This window comes from Streptomyces sp. 184 (genome assembly GCF_045781775.1).
Lineage (GTDB): Bacteria > Actinomycetota > Actinomycetes > Streptomycetales > Streptomycetaceae > Streptomyces.
Genome location: NZ_CP123230.1, coordinates 3,106,773 through 3,124,372, shown reverse-complemented (window position 1 = coordinate 3,124,372; position 17,600 = coordinate 3,106,773). Strand labels below are relative to the sequence as shown.

The following is a 17,600-nucleotide window of genomic DNA, read 5'->3' as shown; positions in this document are numbered from 1 at the left end:
CCTCCCCTAGCCGCGGAACCCGAGTACGGTCGTGAACTCCCCCGGTGGCGCGGCGCCGTCGGCAGGGCCGGAGCCGACCAGCACGGTGGCGGGCTCCTTGCGCCCGAAGCCCGCGGAGTACCAGCCGAGCGGCGGGTCGGTCGCGCCGCGATGCGCGCGCCAGGACAGTTCCCCGGGCAGGTCGAGCACGGCGGAGCGCTCCTCGCCGTCCCGGGTCCAGGTGAGTACGGCCCGGTTCGCCACCAGGTCCGCGGCGATCGCCGGGCCGAGGTGGAACGCCAGGCGCACGCTCCGGTACGGGCCGCGCACCTCGTCGCGTATCCGCAGCTCCCGGCGCACGGCGGTCAGTTCCACCCGGCGGCGGTGCACGGTGCGCCGGTAGCCGTCGTGCTCGGCGCACCAGCGGGCGACACCGCCGGCGGTGTCCGCGGCCAGGACGCGGGTGCGGGCGTGCCGGGTCCAGAGGAACGGGCCACCGGAGACGGACTGGTCACCGCCGTCGAGTTGCAGGGTGTTGTGGGCGAGGGTGGAGCGGAAGTACCGCCGCCACTCGGGCTGCCCGTGGTAGCAGTACGTCCCCGGGTCGGCGAGCACGTCGACCCCGTCGTGCCGGACCTCCAGGGACAGCGCGTCCGCGTGGGCGTGCGCGGCGATGGACAGGAAGCCGTGCGGGCCGCCGTCGCAGCGGCACCAGATCCCGCCCGGGCCGCGCAGGACGGTGAGCCCCGCGTCGGGGAAGTGGTCCGGCCGGCGGGCCGGGCGGGCGGCGGCCGGTTCGCCGTCCGCCTCCCGGTACGGCCGGACGAGCGCGGCCAGCAGCGGGGTGCGTACGTCGGCGACGGTCACCGCCGGCCACCAGGCGAGCCGGCCGAACACGGCGTCCCCGGTCGCCAGCAGCGAGGCCCAGCGGTCGGTGCCGGCGCCGTCCACGACCAGCCCGTGCCCGTCGTCCGCGTCCCCCTGGCGCGGCGGGCGCAGCCGGTCGTCCACGACGGCCGCGAGGGCGTCGGTCATCCGCAGCAGCACGAGCCGCACCGACGCGGGGACGGGCACGCCGGCGGCGTCCGCCTCGGCGACCGCGGCCAGGCCGAGTTCCAGCACCAGCCCGTGGTATTCGGTGGCCAGCTCGCGGTTGAGGCCGGAGGCGAAGGTGTTGCCGCGCAGGTGCCGCTCCAGCGACGTGAGCGCACCGGCCCGCCAGCGCGCCGAGGCGGGGAACCAGCCGAACGCGCAGGCCGCGGCGAACTGGCCGGCGGCCTCGGCGACGGCGTGGTTGTTCGCCGAGGAACCCCGGCTGGGGAAGCCGGCCAGCCAGCGCTGGTGGTGCCAGATCTGGTGCCGCGCCACCGGGTTCTCCTCGAACAGCCCTGCCGCGCCCGGCCAGCCGTCGAGCAGCCGTCGCAGCCACACCCACGACAGCAGCCGGATGCCCAGCTCGATGCCGCTGGTCCAGTGCACGCCGCGCAGCGGCGGGTTGGCCGCCCACCACGACCGCAGGTGGGCGGCCACGCGCTCGGCGTACCGGTCGTTCCCGGTGAGCGCGTAGGCGGTGGCGAGCACGGTGAGGTACTGGTGCCGGGACGGCTCCCAGATCTGCTTGACGTCCCCGACGGCGTCCTCGTTCCGGTACGGCACGTCGAAGGCGTACGCCGACGGGGCCCGGCGCCCGGTCTTCGGGTCGTACCACCAGTCGGGGTCGGCGAGGTCGTCGCGGGGCACCCCGAAGAACTCGGCGTGCCCGTCCATCAGCCGGTCCGCCTCGGCGACGAGGCGTTTGACGGCCTCCGGCGGCACGGCGGCGAGCGTCCCGGCGGGCAGCACCGCCGTGAACCGCGCCCCGGTCGCGTCCGGGCAGTCCGGCGGCGTCGCCCGCCACCGCCGTCTGCGTACCGCGTCGCCCACCCGGCCGCCGACCTCCCGAGGCCCCATCCGGGACAGCCGCCGCAGGTACCACCCCGCGCTCGTGGTCATCGCGTCGCCGCCAGCGTCACCGGCGCGCCGCCGGCCAGGCTCGCCCGCACGGCGAGGGTGGCCGCCGTGGTGGCGGCGAGCGACCGGAGCGGCACCGGCATCGGGCCGCCGGTCCGCACCGCCGTGAGGAACGCGTCCAGTTCGGCGCGCTGGCCCTTGTCCCGGGCCCGGGGTAACCGGGAGCCGACCCACCGCTTGCGGCGGCCGTCGTAGACGGCGGCGCGGACGAAGTCGTCGAACCGCAGCACCCTGCCGTCCCCGACGAGGTCCAGCGTCTCCTTGGGGAAGCCGGGCGGTCCCGCGGTGACGTAGCTGAGGGTGGCGGTGGACCCGTCGGGGTAGCGCAGCACGACCTGGAGGTGTTCGTCGCCGGGTGCGGTGACCGCGTACACCGAGACGGGGTCGGCGGCGAGCAGCCAGCTCGCGGTGTCGACGAAGTGGCCGCCCTCGCCGGTGAACCGCGAGCCCTCGGTGTCCTGCCGGAGGTACCAACTGCCCTTCTCCAGCCGCCCGGCGTTGACCAGGTAGCGCAGGCTCGCCGGGCCGCCCCGGACGCCGAACCGCTTCCGTGCCTCCCGCAGCAGCGGCGCGAACCGGCGGTTGAAGCCCACCTGGAGCCGGTCGTTGCCGGACTCCTCCACCGCGGCGAGCACACCGGCCAGCTCGTCCTCGGTCAGCGCCAGGGGCTTCTCCACGAACACCGCCTTGCCGGCCAGCAGCGCCCTGCGGGTCAGTTCGGCGTGCGAGCCGTGCCGGGTGACGACGAACACGGCGTCCACGGCGGGGTCGCCGAGCACGGCGTCGAGGTCGGTGGTGGCCTGCGTGAAGCCGAACTTCCGCTTGGCGTTGAGCGCGGACAGCGCCGTCGTGGTGACGACCGCGGACAGCTCGGCGCCGTCGTGCTGCGCCAGGTGCGGCAGCAGCATCGACGTCGCGTAGTTGCCCGCGCCGACGAAGGCCAGCCGCACGGGCATGCCGGCGGAGCGGACGGGGGCGGGCTTGCCGCCGCCCTGTCCCGTGCCCGCGGCGGAAACGGCGGGAACGGCAGAAACGGTGGGCGCGGCCACCGCCGCCGGCTCGGGCTCCTCCGCGTGCCCGGGGTACCGGAACAGCACGGCCACGGCCTTCAGGCCGCCGTCCTTCAGGCGCCCGTACGTCTCGACGGCGTCCTCGAAGTCGGCGACGTGGGAGACCAGCGGCTCCACGTCGACGCGGCGGCGGGCGAGGAGGTCGAGAAAGCAGGCCAGGTTGCGGCGCTCGGTCCAGCGCACGTAGCCGATGGGGTAGTCCCGCCCCTCCAGCTCGTACTCGGGGTCGTAGCGCCCCGGGCCGTACGAGCGGGAGAACCGGACGTCGAGTTCCTTCTCGTAGTACGCGTTCCACGGCAGGTCCAGGCGGCACTTGCCGATGTCGACCACCCGGCCGCGGTCCCGGCTCAGCCGGGCGGCCAGCTCGACGGGCTGGTTCCCGCCGCCGGCCGCGGCCAGGTACACCTGGTCCACGCCGTGACCGCCGGTCAGCTCGGCGACGGCGGCGTCCAGGGCCGTGGACCCGGGGTCGCCGCAGGCCACGGCGCCCAGGCCGGCGGCGAGGTCGCAGCGGGCGGGATCGGGGTCGGCCCCGACGACGCGGACTCCGGAGGCGGCCAGCAACTGCACCACGAGCTGCCCGATCAGCCCGAGGCCGACGACCAGGGCCACGTCGCCGAGCTGCGGTTCGCCGCGGCGGACGCCCTGGAGGGCGATCGAGCCGACGGTGCCGAAGGCGGCGTGCCGCGGCGCGAGGCCGTCGGGCACGCGGGCGTACAGGTTCTTCGGCACCCAGTTCAGCTCGGCGTGCAGCGCGTGCTCGTTGCCGGCGCAGGCCACGAGGTCGCCGACCTTCACCTCGTCGGTCCCGGCACCGGCCTGCTCCACGACCCCGCACAGCGAATAGCCCAGCGGCGTGTAGGAGTCGAGCTTGCCCATCACCTTGCGGTACGTGGCGGGCACCCCGTTGGCGGCCACGCTCTGCACGACCTTGGCCACCTGGTCCGGCCGGGAGCGGGCCTTGCCCAGCATCGACATGCCGGCCTCGGACACCTTCATCAGCTCGGTGCCGGTGGAGATCAGCGAGTAGGCGGTCCGTACCAGCACCCCGCCCGGCTTGCAGCCCGGCACCGGCACGTCGAGCAGCGCCAGTTCGCCGCTCTTGTAGTTCTGTACAACCTGTTTCACCCGGACTCCTTGGAGGTCGCACCGCGATACCAGTACTCGAGGGTCAGCACGTGCCACAGATGCTTGGAGTAGTCGCGCCGCCCGGCGGCGTCCTCGGCGACGAGCCGCGCCAGCGCGTCGCGGCGCAGGAACCCGGAGCGGACGAGCACCCCGTCGTGCACCACCTCGCGCACCAGCGGCGCCAGATCCCGGCTCATCCAGGCCCGCAGCGGAGCGCTGAACAGGCCCTTGGGCCGGTAGACGACCTCCCGGGGCAGGACGGAGACGGCGGCCTCCTTCAGGGCCGCCTTGCCCTGCCGTCGGACGATCTTGCGGTCGCCGGGCACCGCGAACGCGGCCCGGACCACGTCCACGTCCACGTACGGCACCCGCACCTCGGTCGAGGCGGCCATGCTCGACCGGTCGGTGTACGCGAGGTTCAGACCCGGCAGGAACATCCGGGAGTCGGCCAGGCACATGCGGTTGACGAAGTCGTCCAGCTCGTTGTCCCGGTAGACGTCCGCGTGCTCGGTGAGCACGTCCTCGACGGTGCCGGCCAGGTCCGGATCGATCAGGGCGAGCAGTTCCTCCCGGTCGTACATGGTGTAGCTGCGCCGGAACGCGGTCTCCTCCGGCAGTTCGGCGAAGGAGAGGAACCGCTGCGCGAAGCGCACCGACCGGTACCCGCGGCGGGCGGTGGCGACCGGCAGCCGGTTGACGGCCGCCGACACCCCGCGCCGCAGGAGCGGCGGGACGCGCTGGTAGCGCAGCGCTATGAGGTTGGCGAGGTGCTTGCGGTAGCCGGCGAACAGCTCGTCGGCGCCCATCCCCGAGAGCATCACCTTGACCCCGGCCTCTTGGGCGGCACGGCAGATCAGGAAGGTGTTGATGGCTGCCGGGTCGCCGATCGGCTCGTCCAGGTGGTACGTCATCCGCGGCAGCAGGTCGAGTACGTCCGGGGCGATCTCGATCTCGTGCAGGTCGACGCCGAAGCGCTCGGCCACCCGCCGGGCGTACCGCAGGTCGTCCGGCATCGCCTCGAACCTGGCGTCCTCGGTGCGGAACCCGATCGTGTACGCGGAGATGCCGGGCCGGTGCCGGGCCGCCAGCGCGGTCAGGTAGCTGGAGTCGAGACCGCCGGAGAGGAAGGCCGCGACGGGCACGTCGGAGAGCAGGTGCCGCCGGGTGGACTCCTCGACGACGGCGGCCAGGTCCGGCAGCTCGCCGCCGCGCGCCCGCTCCCTGCCCTCGGCGGCGACCTCCTTCAGGTGCCAGTAGCGGCCGCGCTCCACCCGGCCGTCGGGCCGGCACCTGAGCCAGCTTCCCGGCGGCAGCTTCTCCGCCTCGCGGAAGGCGCAGCGCGAGTCCGGCACCCAGTAGTACAGCAGCGAGGCCACCAGCGCCGCGGGGTCCACCTGGAGCGACCCGCCGGTCACGGCGGCCAGCGCCTTCAGCTCGGAGGCGAACACCAGGCCCGTACCGCGGCGGAGGAGGAACAGCGGCTTGATGCCGAGCTGGTCGCGGGCGAGCACCAGGTCACCGGTGCGCTCGTCGAAGATCCCGAACGCGAACATGCCGCGCAGCCGGGGCAGGCAGTCCGTGCCCCAGCGCCGCCACGCCTCCAGCAGCACCTCGGTGTCGGAGGTGCCGCGGAAGCGCACCCCGGCGGCGGCCAGTTCGGCGCGCAGCTCGGGGGCGTTGTACAGCTCGCCGTTGTACGTGAGGGCGAGACCGCCCGAGACCATCGGCTGGGCGCCGGTCCCGGACAGGTCGATGATCGCCAGCCGGCGGTGCCCGAGGTGCACGTCGCCGTCGCCGGCGGGGTGGTCGTAGCGCCCGGCGCCGTCCGGGCCGCGGTGGGCGAGGGTGTCGGTGAGCTTGTCGGTGACGGTCTTCCCGTCAGGCCAGCGGTACGTGCCCGCGATGCCGCACATATCCGCTCACACCTCCTGGCCGCTGTCGGGGATCTGCGCGGCCGGTATCGACCGGCCCTGCGGGTGCGGTCTCTCCGTCCCGTTCCGGGCGGCCGGCCGCGGGCGCGGGCCGCGCGGCGCGGCGGGCGGTCCGTCCCACAGCGTGCCGTCGGTCCGGTCCCGTGGATCGGGGTCGACGAGCACCACGCCGATCACCGGAATGTGCAGGTCCGCGAGCTGTCTCGCCACGGTGTGCAGCCATGCGGCGCTGCCGTGCCCGGCGCGTACGACGAGCACGCTCCGGCCGCCGAGATAGCGCAGGTCGGTCCACGCCGTGCCGGGGGCGACCGAGCCGACGCCGATCCGGCGCTCCCCGGGCGGCAGGGCCGCGGCGTCCTCGCCGCCGACCACGGGCGGGGCGCCGGGCCGCGGGCGGCGGCGGGCGAGCTGCGGGCCCGGCAGGCCGTCGACGACCGCCACCGGCCCGTCCGCGGCCAGTGCCCCGGCGACGTCGAGGGCGATCACGCTGGCGCTGCGCGCGCAGCCCAGTTCCAGCAGCGACACCGGTTCCGCCGAGCCCCGTACGGTGCGGGCCAGCGACGTGGTCAGCCTGGCCCGCGCCGCCCGCGTCCGGCGGCTCTGCCACCGGCCGGCCGGCCCGCGTCGCGCGCGGGGCAGTTCGGCGATGACCGAGGCCCCCAGGTTCGCCGCGATCTCCCGGCGCAGCACCGGGCGGTCCGCCACCACAGAACCGACCGCGGCCAGCACGAGGCCGAGGACGAGCCCGAGGACGAGCCCGATCCCGCCGTTGGTGGCGGCCGACCCGGGCACGGAGTGCGCCACCGCGCGCGCCTCGTCCACGACCTGCGTGCCGGCGACGAGTTGCGGCGTGCCGATGTGCGCCTCGGCGGCGCGCTGGTCGAAGTCGTCCATGCGCGAGATGAGTTCGGCCCGGCGGGCGTAGAGCGACTCCATGTTCGCCGCCGCGTCCGGGTCGCTTTCCGCCTCCGCCTCCCCGATCGACTTGTTGACCTCGGCGAGTTCGTCCCCCATCTGGTCGCGCTCGTCGAGCAGGGTCTTGGCCTCGGCGTCCGCGGCTTCCCGCAGCCGTCTGACGTGGTCCGCGACGAACGCGTCGGCCAGCGCCCGGGCCCGGTCCACCGCCTGTGCGTCGTCGGCGCCGGTCGCCTCGATCCGCAGCAGGTTGTTGGTCACCCCGGAGCCCCGGTAGTCCCGCATGAAGTCCTCGGGGCGTTCCCGCGAACCGAGGGACTCCAGGGCCGTCCCGGCGATCCGGGTGGTCCGCAGGAGCGCCACGTCGGTGCGGATCAGCGTGCCTGGGTCGGTCGGCTGGTCCTGCTTGTGGGCGACCAGCACCGTGGTCACCGCGGTCGGCGGCGGCGGCCTCAGGACCGCCAGCGCCGCGCCGGCGAGCATCCCCAGCAGCGCCATGGCGCACCACAGGCGGCGGCGTCTGCGCACCGCCACCACCAGCGCGTGCAGGTCCAGCAGCGGAGCGGCGGCCGGCGGGTCCTGCGTCGTGCCCGTCGTCACCCCGTGCCTCCCCTCGCGCCGTCGCCCACCGCGACCGGCGGCGCGGTCTCCTCCGGCGGCGGGCCGGCGGAGCGCGTCGTACGGGCCCGGACCGCGCCGGCGACGACGAAGCCGACGACGTCGTGTTCCGCGTCCGCGCACGCCTCGGCGATGCCGGCCAGCTCCCCCGCGGTCCAGTGGCCCGCGCTGAGCACGACCAGGGCACCGGCCTCGGTGGTGCGGTCCGGCACCGTCGGCCGGGCCACCGCGACCTCCACCGGGTGCAGCGCGGGGTAACCCCGGCCCGCAGCGCCCGGGGAAGGACCGCTCGCGCACTCGGTGACCAGCCGCTCGGCGGCCCCGCGGGCGATCCCGTCGCCGTCCGGGACGACGACCAGCAGCCGCCGGCCGGCGGGCACCCGGTCGCTGAGGCGCGCGCACACCCGCCGGTAGCGGATCCGTCTGCTGCCCTCGTCGCCGGAGGTCTGCGGGGGCGGGGTGTCCCACCGGGTGCCGGTGCCCAGCAGCCGGCCGAGCCGGGCCCACGGGTCGCGGCCCTCCGGCCGCCGCCGCACGGTGTGTTCGCCGGGTACGTCGACGGTGCCGAGCAGCGCCGCGCCCAGCGCCGCGGCGATCTCCGGTGCGGTACGCGGCCGGCGGCCGGCCCGCGCGGCGGCGAGGTGGCCGACGATCGCGGCCACGAAGAACAGCACCGCCCCGCCGCCGATGAGCTGCACCCGCGTCGGCGGAGCCTCGCCGGCCGGCCGGGCCGCCGGGCCCATGACGACCATGTTGGCCCGGTCGGTCTGCGAGTCGGCCTGCTCCAGCTTGTACATGGCCTCCTCCAGCGAGGTGCGCAGTTGCTCCAGCTCAGTGCGGGCCTGGACGCTCTCCACGGTCTGCCCGGGGTCCGTGGACTCGGCCAGTTCCGTGATGCGGCGGCTGGTCTGCATCACCATGTCCCGCAGCGCCTCGGGCCGTTCCTCCGCCGCGGAGCCGGCGCCCTCGCCCGCGATCCGCGCGGCGTACGCGACGAACTGCTCGGCCACCTGGTCGGCGAGCCGCTGGGCGCGCTCCGGGGACTCGGCCGTACCGGAGATCCTGATGATGTTGCCGTCCGCGGTCCGGGCGCTCACCCGGTCCCGCAGCTCGGTGGCGCCGAGCCCGGACCAGTCGAGGGTCTCGGCCACCCGGTCGACCACCACGGAACTGGTCGCGATCTCCGCCTGCGTCAGCAGCTCGCGCTCCTCCCACTGCCCCGGCAGCAGTACGGACGCCGACGTGGCGTACCGCGGCGGGAACAGCAGGGAGGCGCCGAAGCCGACGAGCGCGCCCGCCGCGGCGACGACGGCGAGCAGCCGCCAGCGTCTGCGGAAGATCCGCCCGACCGTGACCAGTCGTATCGTGTCCTCGCTCAACGGCGCGGTTTCCTCCCGTCCGTGGCCGGGCCGCCGCCCGCCGCCACTGCGGGGCGGTCGCCGCAGGCGGCGGCGTAGGCGGCGAGCAGCGATCGCTGGGAGTTGCGCCAGGAAAGCCGCCCGCCGATCCGTTCCCGGCCGGTCTCGCCCATCCGGGCCCGCCGCTGCGGATCGTCGAGCAGCAGCGCGATGAGCCTGGCGAACTCGGCCTCGTCGTTGGCGGGTGCGTACGCGGCGGCGGCCCCCGCGGAGACGCGCGCCTCCCGCAGGTCGAACGAGACGATGGGCCGGCCCATGACCATGTACTCCAGGACCTTGTTCATGGTCGACACGTCGTTGAGCGGGCTGTGCGGGTCGGGAGACAGGCACACGTCCGCGGTGGACAGGTAGCGCACCAGGTCGGCGTCCGGAACGCGCCCGGTGAACTGCACCTGCCCCGACAGCCCCAGCCGCCGGGACAGCGCCACCATCGCGTCGAAGGTGTCGCCGCCGCCGACGAACACCGCGTGCCAGTCGGTCCGTTCCTGCTCGTCGCGGAGCTTGGCCAGGGCCCGCAGGGCGTAGTCGACGCCGTCCTGCGGGCCCATGACGCCGAGGTAGCACAGCAGATGAGGCTTGCCGCGCTTCAGCTCCGGCTCCGGCGGTACGGGCCGGAAGCGGTCGGTGTCGGGCGCGCTGCGGACCACGAAGACGTCCTCCGGCCGCAGGCCGCCGCGGCGCATCGCGACCTCCCGGTAGCTCTCGTTCGTGGCGAGGACGACGTCCGCGGCCCGGTAGGTCCGCCGTTCCAGCGCGCACACGGCGCGGTAGAGCCGGTCCTCGCCGCGGCCGAACCGGGAGAGGTACAGCTCGGGCACCAGGTCGTGCTGGTCGAAGACGAACCGCGCGCCGTGCCGCTTCAGCCACAGCGCCGGCAGGAACAGCAGGTCGGGCGGGTTGCAGGCGTGGACCACGTCGACCGGGCCGACCTGCCGGGCCAGCCGGAGCGTATGCCACAGCGCCGCCGTGTACTCCCGCAGATAGCCGGCCGGGCCGCCGGTGGCCGGGCGCAGCGGGTAGCGGTGGATCCGTACCCCGTCGATCTCCGCTTCGGCCTCCGTGTCCCGACCGCTCCCCCGCGGGCAGATGACGTGCACCTCCCAGCCCGCGTCGCGCAGCGTCCTGCACTCCTGCCACACCCGCCGGTCGAACGGCACCGACAGGTTCTCCACGAGGATCAGCGCGCGACGGCCCTTCCCGTCGCCGCCGGTCGGGTCACCAGGCAAGGCCCACGTACTCCGGTTCGGCCCGGCGCTCTTCGGCGTCGGGGAGGTGGACGAGGTCGATGAGCACCGGTCCGTCGGTGCGGGGCAGCGCCGCCAGCACGGCCGGGTCCCTGGTCCCGACGAGGCACACCTCGGCGTGGTCGAGGACCTCCTCGACGGAGTCCGCGAGGAGTTGCGCGAGGTGCGGCAGCCGGGTCTCGATGTACTCGCGGTTCGCGCCGAGCAGCCGGGAGAGGTTCACGTTGGCGTCGTAGATCCGCAGGTCGTAGCCCTTGCCGAAGAGACGTTCCGCAAGCTCGACGAGCGGGCTCTCGCGGAGGTCGTCGGTGCCGGGTTTGAAGGACAGCCCGAACAGCCCGGCCCGGCGTTTGCCGGTGCGCTCGACCAGTTCGACCGCGCGCTGAAGGTGGTCGGAGTTGGAGGGCAGCACGTGGGCGAGGATGGGCACGGAGACATCGGCGCGCTGCGCCGCGTAGACCAGGCTGCGCAGGTCCTTGGGCAGGCAGGAGCCGCCGAAGGCGAAGCCGGGCCGCAGGTAGGCGGGGCTGATGTTGAGCTTGCGGTCGGCGAGGAACACGTCCATCACCTGGTGCGAGTCCACCCCGAGCGCCTGGCAGACCGCGCCCAGTTCGTTCGCGAAGCCGACCTTGAGGCCGTGGAAGGCGTTGTCCGCGTACTTGATCGCCTCGGCGGTCGGTATCTGCACCCGGAACACCTGGCCGGGTAAGCCGTCGTACAGCGCCGCCACCACGTCGCCGCTCGCCGGGTCGAGTTCGCCGATGACGGTCTTGGGCGGATCGAAGAAGTCCCGCACGCTCGTGCCCTCGCGCAGGAACTCCGGGTTGACCGCGACCCCGAAGTCCACCCCGGCCGTGCCGCCGACGTACTTCTCCAGGATCGGCACCAGCAGGTTCAGGCAGGTGCCCGGGAGCATGGTGCTGCGGAACACGACGGTGTGCCGCCCGCCCCGCGCGCGCCGCTCGACGAGCGCGGCGCCGATCTGCTCCGTGACCCGTTCCAGGTACGTGGTGCACAGGCTGCCGTTGGGCTCCGACGGCGTGCCGACGCAGACCAGCGACACGTCGCTGCTCATGACCGCCTCGCGCACGTCGCCGGTGGCGCGCAGCGCTCCGGTCCGTACCCCCTCGGCGACGAGGTCGCCGATCCGCTCCTCGACCACCGGGGCGCGGCCGTCGTTGACCAGGTCGACCTTCGCCTGGTTGACGTCCACCCCGATGACCTCGTGACCCCGGCCGGCCAGGCACGCGGCCGACACGCAGCCCACGTACCCGAGTCCCAGGACGCTGACTCTCATGACTCGTTCCTCCCCCCAGGCAGGCCCTGCCTGCCCGCGGCCCGCGCAACCACCGGACGACGCTCCCCGCGCATCAGTAGGCCCCCTGTCCCTGGAGCACCGCACGCGGTGTCTTCCACAAGATCACCGTGTCCAGGGCGAGCGACCAGTCCTCCACGTACCGCAGGTCCAGCCGGACCGCGTCCTCCCACGACAGGTCGCTGCGGCCGCTGATCTGCCACAGCCCGGTGAGCCCGGGTTTGACCAGCAGGCGGCGCCGGAGGTCCGGGCCGTACGCGGCGGACTCCTCCGGCAGTCCGGGCCGGGGCCCGACGAGCGACATCGAGCCGGTGAGCACGTTGACCAACTGGGGCAGTTCGTCGATCGAGTAGCGGCGCAGCACCGCGCCGACCCGGGTCACCCGCGGGTCCCGGCGGAGCTTGAAGAGCAGTCCGGCGCCCTCGTTTCGCCCGGTCAGCCCGGCGCGTGCGCCGTCGGCCCCGGCGACCATGGTGCGGAACTTGACGAGGGTGAACTCGCGGCCGTCCTTGCCGACCCGGTGCTGGCGGTAGAACACCCCGCCCCGGCTGTCGAGCAGGACGAGCAGCGCGACGAGCACCATCAGCGGCGCGAACAGCATCAGCAGGACCACCGCGCCCAGCCGGTCGACGACCGACTTGACCGCCCGGCGGCCGCCGGTAAAGGCCGGCATGCTGACCCGCAGCAGCGGGATCCCGAGCACCGCGTCGACGTGCAGCCGCGGGCCGGCCACTTCCATCAGCCCCGGCGCGACGACCATCTCGGCACCGCTGCCTTCGAGGTCCCACGCGAGCCGCTGGAGGCGCTCCGGTGACCAGTGCGCGTCCGGCGTGACCGCGACGACCCGGTAGCCGCCGCGGCGGACGTGCTCGGCGACGTCGGCCGGCCGGCCGACGACCGGCACCCCGTCCAGCCGTTCACCGTCGAGCCCGGGGCCTTCCGTGAACACCGCGTCCACCCGCCAGCCGAGCTGCGGGTACTTGTCGACCCGGGCGATCAGGTCGCGCAGGCTCTCCGGGCTCCCGGTGGCGACCACCGGCCGCAGGCAGCGTCCTTCCCCGCGTTGTCGGTACAGCCACAGGCGCAGCAGATACCGCTCGGTCACGGTGGTGAGCGCGATCGCCGGGATCGCGACGAAGATCCAGAGTTTGATGTTGCGCGAGGTGAGGGCGATGCCTCCGAGCGCGAGGACGACGACCGCCGTGGACAGCGAGCGGCCGAGCCGTCTGAACTCCTCGGCGCCCTGGCCGAGTACGGCCGGAACCCACGCCCGGCCCCATGCGAGCGCCCCCAGCACCAGCAGTTCGGTGCCGAAGGCGAGAACCACCCACTTCTCGTGCCAGTCGGCGGCGTCGCGGACCCCGAACAACCCGCCGATCGCCGCCACCACGAGGGCGGTGGCCAGGGTGTCGCCGAGGATCACGGTACGGCGGTAGCGCTGCTCCCAGTGGATCGCGGGCCGGCCGGTCGCCCTGTTCGCCGGACGCCCGCGCGCCGGTGGAAACGGGCCTGCCAGTTCGACCCGCCGGCTGGATCCTCGCAGATCGCCCACGGGTTCGACGTGTTCGTTCAACACTGATACCCCCCCGGGGAGGCTCCTCAGCCTCCCGCGATGGTGCTCCCCTCGGGAGGACTCCGCTCCCCACGGAGGACACATCCCGGTATTTCAGTGCTACTTGAACAACTCACCCGGGCGGCGGCTCGGTTGCCCCACCGGAACGCCCGGGGTACACAGGGGACCCATCGAAGCCCCGGGTGTTCTCCCCCCACCCAAGGCCCTCTCGGGCCCAAGTATCGATCACCTCCACGACTTGCGTCGGGGGCGCGGCCGGCGGCGGACCGCGGCACAGGACCAATAGATCGACATTGGTCGCTTCGCGCCCAAACAGGCGAAGCATCGTCAATCTAGAGCATCGGGGCCAGTATGCGGAGAGGTTGTAGGAAATATGTGCTCAGGCTTTGAGCCAAACCTCGGCCGGTGCGTGCACGCGGGCACCATGGTGCAGAAGAAGTGCTCTGTGACCTGCGGCAACGGAGTACGGCGCCACCCCCAGGAGGCACGATGCGCACCCTCTACGTCGTCACCCACCCCGAGGCGACCCACCACGTCGGGGGAGTCGTCGGCGGCTGGCACGACTCGCGGCTCACACCCGCCGGCGTACGGGCCGCGGCCGCCCTCGCGCGGTCGCTGCGGGCCCGGATCCCGGCGGACGCCGGGGTGGAGCTGTACGCCTCCGACCTGCGGCGCACCGCGCGTACGGCCGAGGAGGTGTCCGCACTCCTCGGCGTGCGGCCGGTCCTCGACCCCAGGCTGCGGGAGAAGTCGTACGGCGAGGCGGAGGGGAAGCCGCAGGAGTGGCTGGACCGGCGCTCCGTCCCGCCGCCGAAGTCCGGGGAGCGCATGGACCACGACGAGGGCGTGGCCGGCGCCGAGACGAAGGCCGCCTGGGCGCGGCGCGTTTACGCGGCCACGGAGGCAATCCTGCGGAGCCCCTGCGCCCACCAGATCGTCGTCACGCACGGCGGGTCACTGACGTTCGTCGTGGCGTGCTGGATCGGGATGCCGGTCGGGTCGGCCGGCTACGCCGCCTTCCGGGCGCCCGCCGGGAGCATCACCACGCTGTACGAGGACGACTACTTCCACAACCGCCAGGTCGTCGGGCTCGGCGAGACTCCGGACCGGCCCGGCTAGTCCAGGGAGCGGGCCAGTTCGACGATGTCGGCGGGGGCCTTGGCGACCGAGCCGGTGTCGAAGGGGGGCTGCGGGTCGTACTCGGTGTAGAGCTGGACGGCCCGGGCGGTCGCCTCGTCGGTGAGCAGGGCGGTCAGCTCCAGGGCCATGTCGATGCCGGCGGACACCCCGGCCGCGGTGATCACCCGGTCCTGCCGGACCACCCGCTCGGGGGTATAGACGGCGCCGTACGAGGCCAGGGCGCGGGCGGCGTTCCAGTGGGTGGTGGCGGTGAGGCCCTTCAGCAGTCCGGCCGCGGCGAGCACGAGCCCGCCGGTGCAGACCGAGGTGGTGAAGCGGGTGCCGGCGTGGATCCGGCGCACCCAGTCGAGGAACGCCGGGTCGTCCATCATCGCGTGGTGGCTGCCCCCGCCGGGGACCAGCAGGACGTCGCACTGCTCCACCTCGTCGTACCGGGTCGGCACGTGCACCGGCAGCGCGCCGAACACGTCCTGCACCGGCCCGGGTTCGTCCGTGACGAAGCGCACCTCGACGCCGGGGACGTAGGCCAATATCTCGTACGGCCCGATCGCGTCCAGCGGCTCGAAGCGGTCGAAGAGCGGAATAACGATGTCCATGCATCGATCCTACGGCCCCGGCCGCACCACCCGACGATCTGCACTCTTTAGGTCCGGTACGCCCCCGATACTCCGTATGCCAAGCGCCAGCCAAGAACGAGGCAAGGGCGGTCGGCGACAGTTCCCGCCACGGACCCGGCCCGCTCGCGGAGGCGGGCCCGCGCTTCGACAGGGACGGAGGCCGACTGCGTCATGCGCGGGATTCACCACCTGGACACCGTTCCCATCGTCGAGCGCGACTACCAGTTACGGCTGGTGGACGTCGCCGTCGACTCCTGTCGCAACGGCGGCGGCGGCCTCGTCGTCGTCGAAGGGGGCTTCGGGACCGGGAAGACCGCCCTCCTGCGGGCCGCGCACGAACACGCCGCCACCGGGTTCACCGTGCTCCGCTCGCGCAGCAGCGAGTTCGAGAGCGCCTTCCCGTACGGGACCGTCCGCCAGCTCTTCGAGCCGTACTTCGCGACCGCCCCGGCAGAAGCGCGTACCGCCGCCGTCGAGGGGCCGGCCGCGCTCGCCTCGCCGCTCTTCGACCACCGGCATCCCGTCGCGCACGGCGACATAGCGCCGCGGCAGCACGAGGCGCTCCTGCGCGGACTGCACTGGATGCTCGTCAACATGAGCCGGCGCGGCCCCGTCCTGCTGCTCCTCGACGACCTGCACTGGGCGGACGCCGCGTCGCTGCGCTTCCTCCAGTACATCGAGAGCCGGCTCAAGCGCCATCCCGTGCTGTGCGTCGCCGCCACCGCCTCCGTCGACTGCGGCGTGAACTCCGAGATCACCGACGCCTTCCGCGGCTCGCCCGCGGTGCGCTCCGTCCCCGTGGACGTCCTCAGCGAGAAGGCGGTGGCAGAGGTCCTCGGCGCGGTGCTGGACGGTGATCCGGACCCGGAGCTGGCGCACGCGGCCCGGACGGTCACCGGCGGGAACCCCGCGCTGCTGTACGAACTCGTCAGCGAGCTGCGGCGCGACCCGGGGCCGGATGTGCCGTGGGGTCCCGGGCTGGTGGCCCGGGCCGGTCCGCGGAAGGTCGCCAGGGCCGTGCAGCGCTGGGTGGGGCACGTACCGCAGGAGCACCGGGAAGGGGCCCGGCGCCTCGTCGACGCGCTCGCCGTCGTGGGGGGCACCGCCGGGTACGGCGAACTGGCCGACGTCACCGGGCTCACCCCGCGCGAGGTCGGGGAGGCGGTCGGCGCGCTCACCGACATCGGCGTCGTCGGGCCCGGCGTCCCGCCCCGCTTCGCCCACCCCCTCGTGCGCAACGCCGTCTACGAGCACATGCCCCGCGCGTCCCGCTACCGCGCGCACGCCGGTGCGGCGCAGGCGCTCGCCCGCGGCGGCGCCCCGCCGGAGCAGGTCGCCGAGCACCTGCTGCACCTCCCGCCCGCCCGGCACGACCGGCCCGCCGCCGCGTCGTTCGCGGGCACCGCCGCGGACCGCGCCGCCGAACTGCCGCCCGCCCGCCGCGCCTTCACCGCGCTGCTCGACGGCGCGACCGCCGCCGAGGTGGGGCGGCTGGCGGAGGAGGCCCGGCGGCGCGGCCCCGAAGCGGAGGGCGACGCCCTGGCCCCCGGCCTGATCGCGCTCTGCCTGTTCTGCTGCGGGCGGCTGCCCGAGGCCGCGGCGGTTCTCGACGGCGCCGTCCGGCGCGCCGAGGCGCGGGGGCTGGTGCCGGCCTCCCGCGAGCTGCGCTCCCTGCGGGCGTTCGTGCAGCTCGGCCGGGGCATGCTGGCGGAGGCGGACACCGACGCCACGGCCGCGCTCAGCGGCGCGGACGCCGACGCGGACCCGGACGACGCGACCGTCCTGGGCCGTCCCTTCGCCGTCTACGCGCTCACCGAAGTCCTCCTGCTGCGGAACCAGACCGGCGCCGCGGCCGACGCGTTCGCCCGCCACGGAGCCCCCGGCGGCGCCGCGCTCGCCGCGCACCGCGGGCTTTCGCTGCCGCTGACGGCCGCCCGCGGGCGGCTGCGCCTGGCCCGGGGCGACACCGCCGCGGGCGCTGTGGACCTGCTGCGTGTCCACGAGTCGCTGGCCGACCTCGGGGTCCGCTCCCCCGCGTTCGACTCCGGGGTACGGGCCGTGCAGGCGCTCACCGCGCTCGGCAGGGCCGACGAGGCCCACGCCCTCGCCGGGGAGCGGCTGCTCGCCGCGCGCGCCTTCGGCGAACCCCGCGCCCTCGCGTGCGCCCTGGCCGACCGCGCCTCCACCGTCAGCGGCGCCGCGGCACTGGAGCTGCTGACCGAGGCGGCGCAGAGCATCGAGGGCACCGGCGCGGTCGCCGACTCCTGCGCGATCCTCGTACAGCTCGGTGCCGAACTGCGGACCGCCGGCCGTACCGCACCGGCCCGCCGCAGGCTGGCCGACGCCATCGACGCCGCCGATTCCGCCGGCCTCACGTCGCTCGGCAAGCGGGCCCGGCGGGAGCTGTCCGCGATGGGCGTACGCGTACGCCGGGCCGCGCGCACCGGCGTCGCCGGGCTGACCCCCCGCGAGCACCGCGTCTCGCTGCTGGCGGTGGAGGGCAAGAGCAACCGGCAGATCGCGCGCATCCTCTTCGTCACGGTGAAGACGGTCGAGTGGCACCTGAGCCAGGTCTACCGGAAGCTCGGGATCGCCTCGCGGCGCGAACTCGGCGCCGCCCTCTCGGGCGGCTGACGCACCCC

General features: G+C 74.5%; 11 protein-coding genes. 2 read left to right on the top strand and 9 right to left on the bottom strand.

The genetic code is table 11. The features are described 5' to 3' along the window. Window positions 1-6: 6 nt before the first annotated feature. The 8 genes from QBL21_RS13180 to QBL21_RS13145 all read right to left on the bottom strand — a co-directional run bounded on the left by QBL21_RS13180 (window position 7) and on the right by QBL21_RS13145 (window position 13,144). On the bottom strand, window positions 7-1,971 hold the full coding sequence (locus QBL21_RS13180) for an alginate lyase family protein (protein ID WP_407562344.1): 1,965 nt from the start codon (window positions 1,969-1,971) through the stop codon (window positions 7-9). Beyond that, window positions 1,968-4,187 (bottom strand): bi-domain-containing oxidoreductase, encoded by a 2,220-nt coding sequence (locus QBL21_RS13175; protein ID WP_407562343.1) that lies wholly within the window; start codon window positions 4,185-4,187, stop codon window positions 1,968-1,970. The genes QBL21_RS13180 and QBL21_RS13175 overlap by 4 nt, the downstream gene beginning before the upstream one ends. Continuing rightward, complete coding sequence (gene asnB, locus QBL21_RS13170; RefSeq protein WP_407562342.1) at window positions 4,184-6,100, bottom strand: asparagine synthase (glutamine-hydrolyzing); 1,917 nt, start codon at window positions 6,098-6,100, stop codon at window positions 4,184-4,186. The genes QBL21_RS13175 and asnB overlap by 4 nt, the downstream gene beginning before the upstream one ends. 6 nt (window positions 6,101-6,106) lie before the next feature. Beyond that, window positions 6,107-7,633, bottom strand: coding sequence for a Wzz/FepE/Etk N-terminal domain-containing protein (locus QBL21_RS13165; protein WP_407562341.1), 1,527 nt, complete (start codon window positions 7,631-7,633; stop codon window positions 6,107-6,109). Then, window positions 7,630-9,030, bottom strand: a complete 1,401-nt coding sequence (locus QBL21_RS13160; RefSeq protein WP_407562340.1) for a polysaccharide biosynthesis protein — start codon at window positions 9,028-9,030, stop codon at window positions 7,630-7,632. The genes QBL21_RS13165 and QBL21_RS13160 overlap by 4 nt, the downstream gene beginning before the upstream one ends. Next, entirely contained in the window at window positions 9,027-10,295 is a 1,269-nt protein-coding gene (locus QBL21_RS13155) for a glycosyltransferase family 4 protein (RefSeq protein ID WP_407562339.1), read from the bottom strand. The genes QBL21_RS13160 and QBL21_RS13155 overlap by 4 nt, the downstream gene beginning before the upstream one ends. Then, window positions 10,285-11,610: a nucleotide sugar dehydrogenase gene (locus QBL21_RS13150; RefSeq protein ID WP_407562338.1), complete on the bottom strand. Its 1,326-nt coding sequence runs from the start codon at window positions 11,608-11,610 to the stop codon at window positions 10,285-10,287. The genes QBL21_RS13155 and QBL21_RS13150 overlap by 11 nt, the downstream gene beginning before the upstream one ends. A 73-nt stretch (window positions 11,611-11,683) precedes the next feature. Further along, the gene (locus tag QBL21_RS13145; protein ID WP_407566407.1) at window positions 11,684-13,144 is read right to left on the bottom strand and encodes a sugar transferase; all 1,461 of its coding nucleotides are present in this window, start codon (window positions 13,142-13,144) and stop codon (window positions 11,684-11,686) included. 546 nt (window positions 13,145-13,690) lie between these two features. On the opposite strand from QBL21_RS13145, the gene QBL21_RS13140 reads away from it, so the two are divergent. Then, on the top strand, window positions 13,691-14,320 hold the full coding sequence (locus QBL21_RS13140; protein WP_407562337.1) for a histidine phosphatase family protein: 630 nt from the start codon (window positions 13,691-13,693) through the stop codon (window positions 14,318-14,320). Here QBL21_RS13140 and QBL21_RS13135 read toward each other — a convergent pair. Beyond that, window positions 14,317-14,937, bottom strand: a complete 621-nt coding sequence (locus QBL21_RS13135; RefSeq protein ID WP_407562336.1) for a DJ-1/PfpI family protein — start codon at window positions 14,935-14,937, stop codon at window positions 14,317-14,319. The genes QBL21_RS13140 and QBL21_RS13135 overlap by 4 nt on opposite strands. 192 nt (window positions 14,938-15,129) lie before the next feature. Between QBL21_RS13135 and QBL21_RS13130 the strand changes: the two genes are divergently transcribed. Then, a complete protein-coding gene (locus QBL21_RS13130; protein WP_407562335.1) occupies window positions 15,130-17,592 on the top strand; it encodes an AAA family ATPase in 2,463 nt (820 codons plus the stop codon). The last annotated feature ends 8 nt before the right edge of the window (window positions 17,593-17,600 follow it).

Coding starts and splice junctions, on each gene's coding strand:
- QBL21_RS13180 (WP_407562344.1), bottom strand. CDS start 1,971: ATGACCACGAGCGCGGGGTGGTACCTGCGGCGGCTGTCCCGGATGGGG.
- asnB (WP_407562342.1), bottom strand. CDS start 6,100: ATGTGCGGCATCGCGGGCACGTACCGCTGGCCTGACGGGAAGACCGTC.
- QBL21_RS13150 (WP_407562338.1), bottom strand. CDS start 11,610: ATGAGAGTCAGCGTCCTGGGACTCGGGTACGTGGGCTGCGTGTCGGCC.
- QBL21_RS13140 (WP_407562337.1), top strand. CDS start 13,691: ATGCGCACCCTCTACGTCGTCACCCACCCCGAGGCGACCCACCACGTC.
- QBL21_RS13135 (WP_407562336.1), bottom strand. CDS start 14,937: ATGGACATCGTTATTCCGCTCTTCGACCGCTTCGAGCCGCTGGACGCG.
- QBL21_RS13130 (WP_407562335.1), top strand. CDS start 15,130: ATGCGCGGGATTCACCACCTGGACACCGTTCCCATCGTCGAGCGCGAC.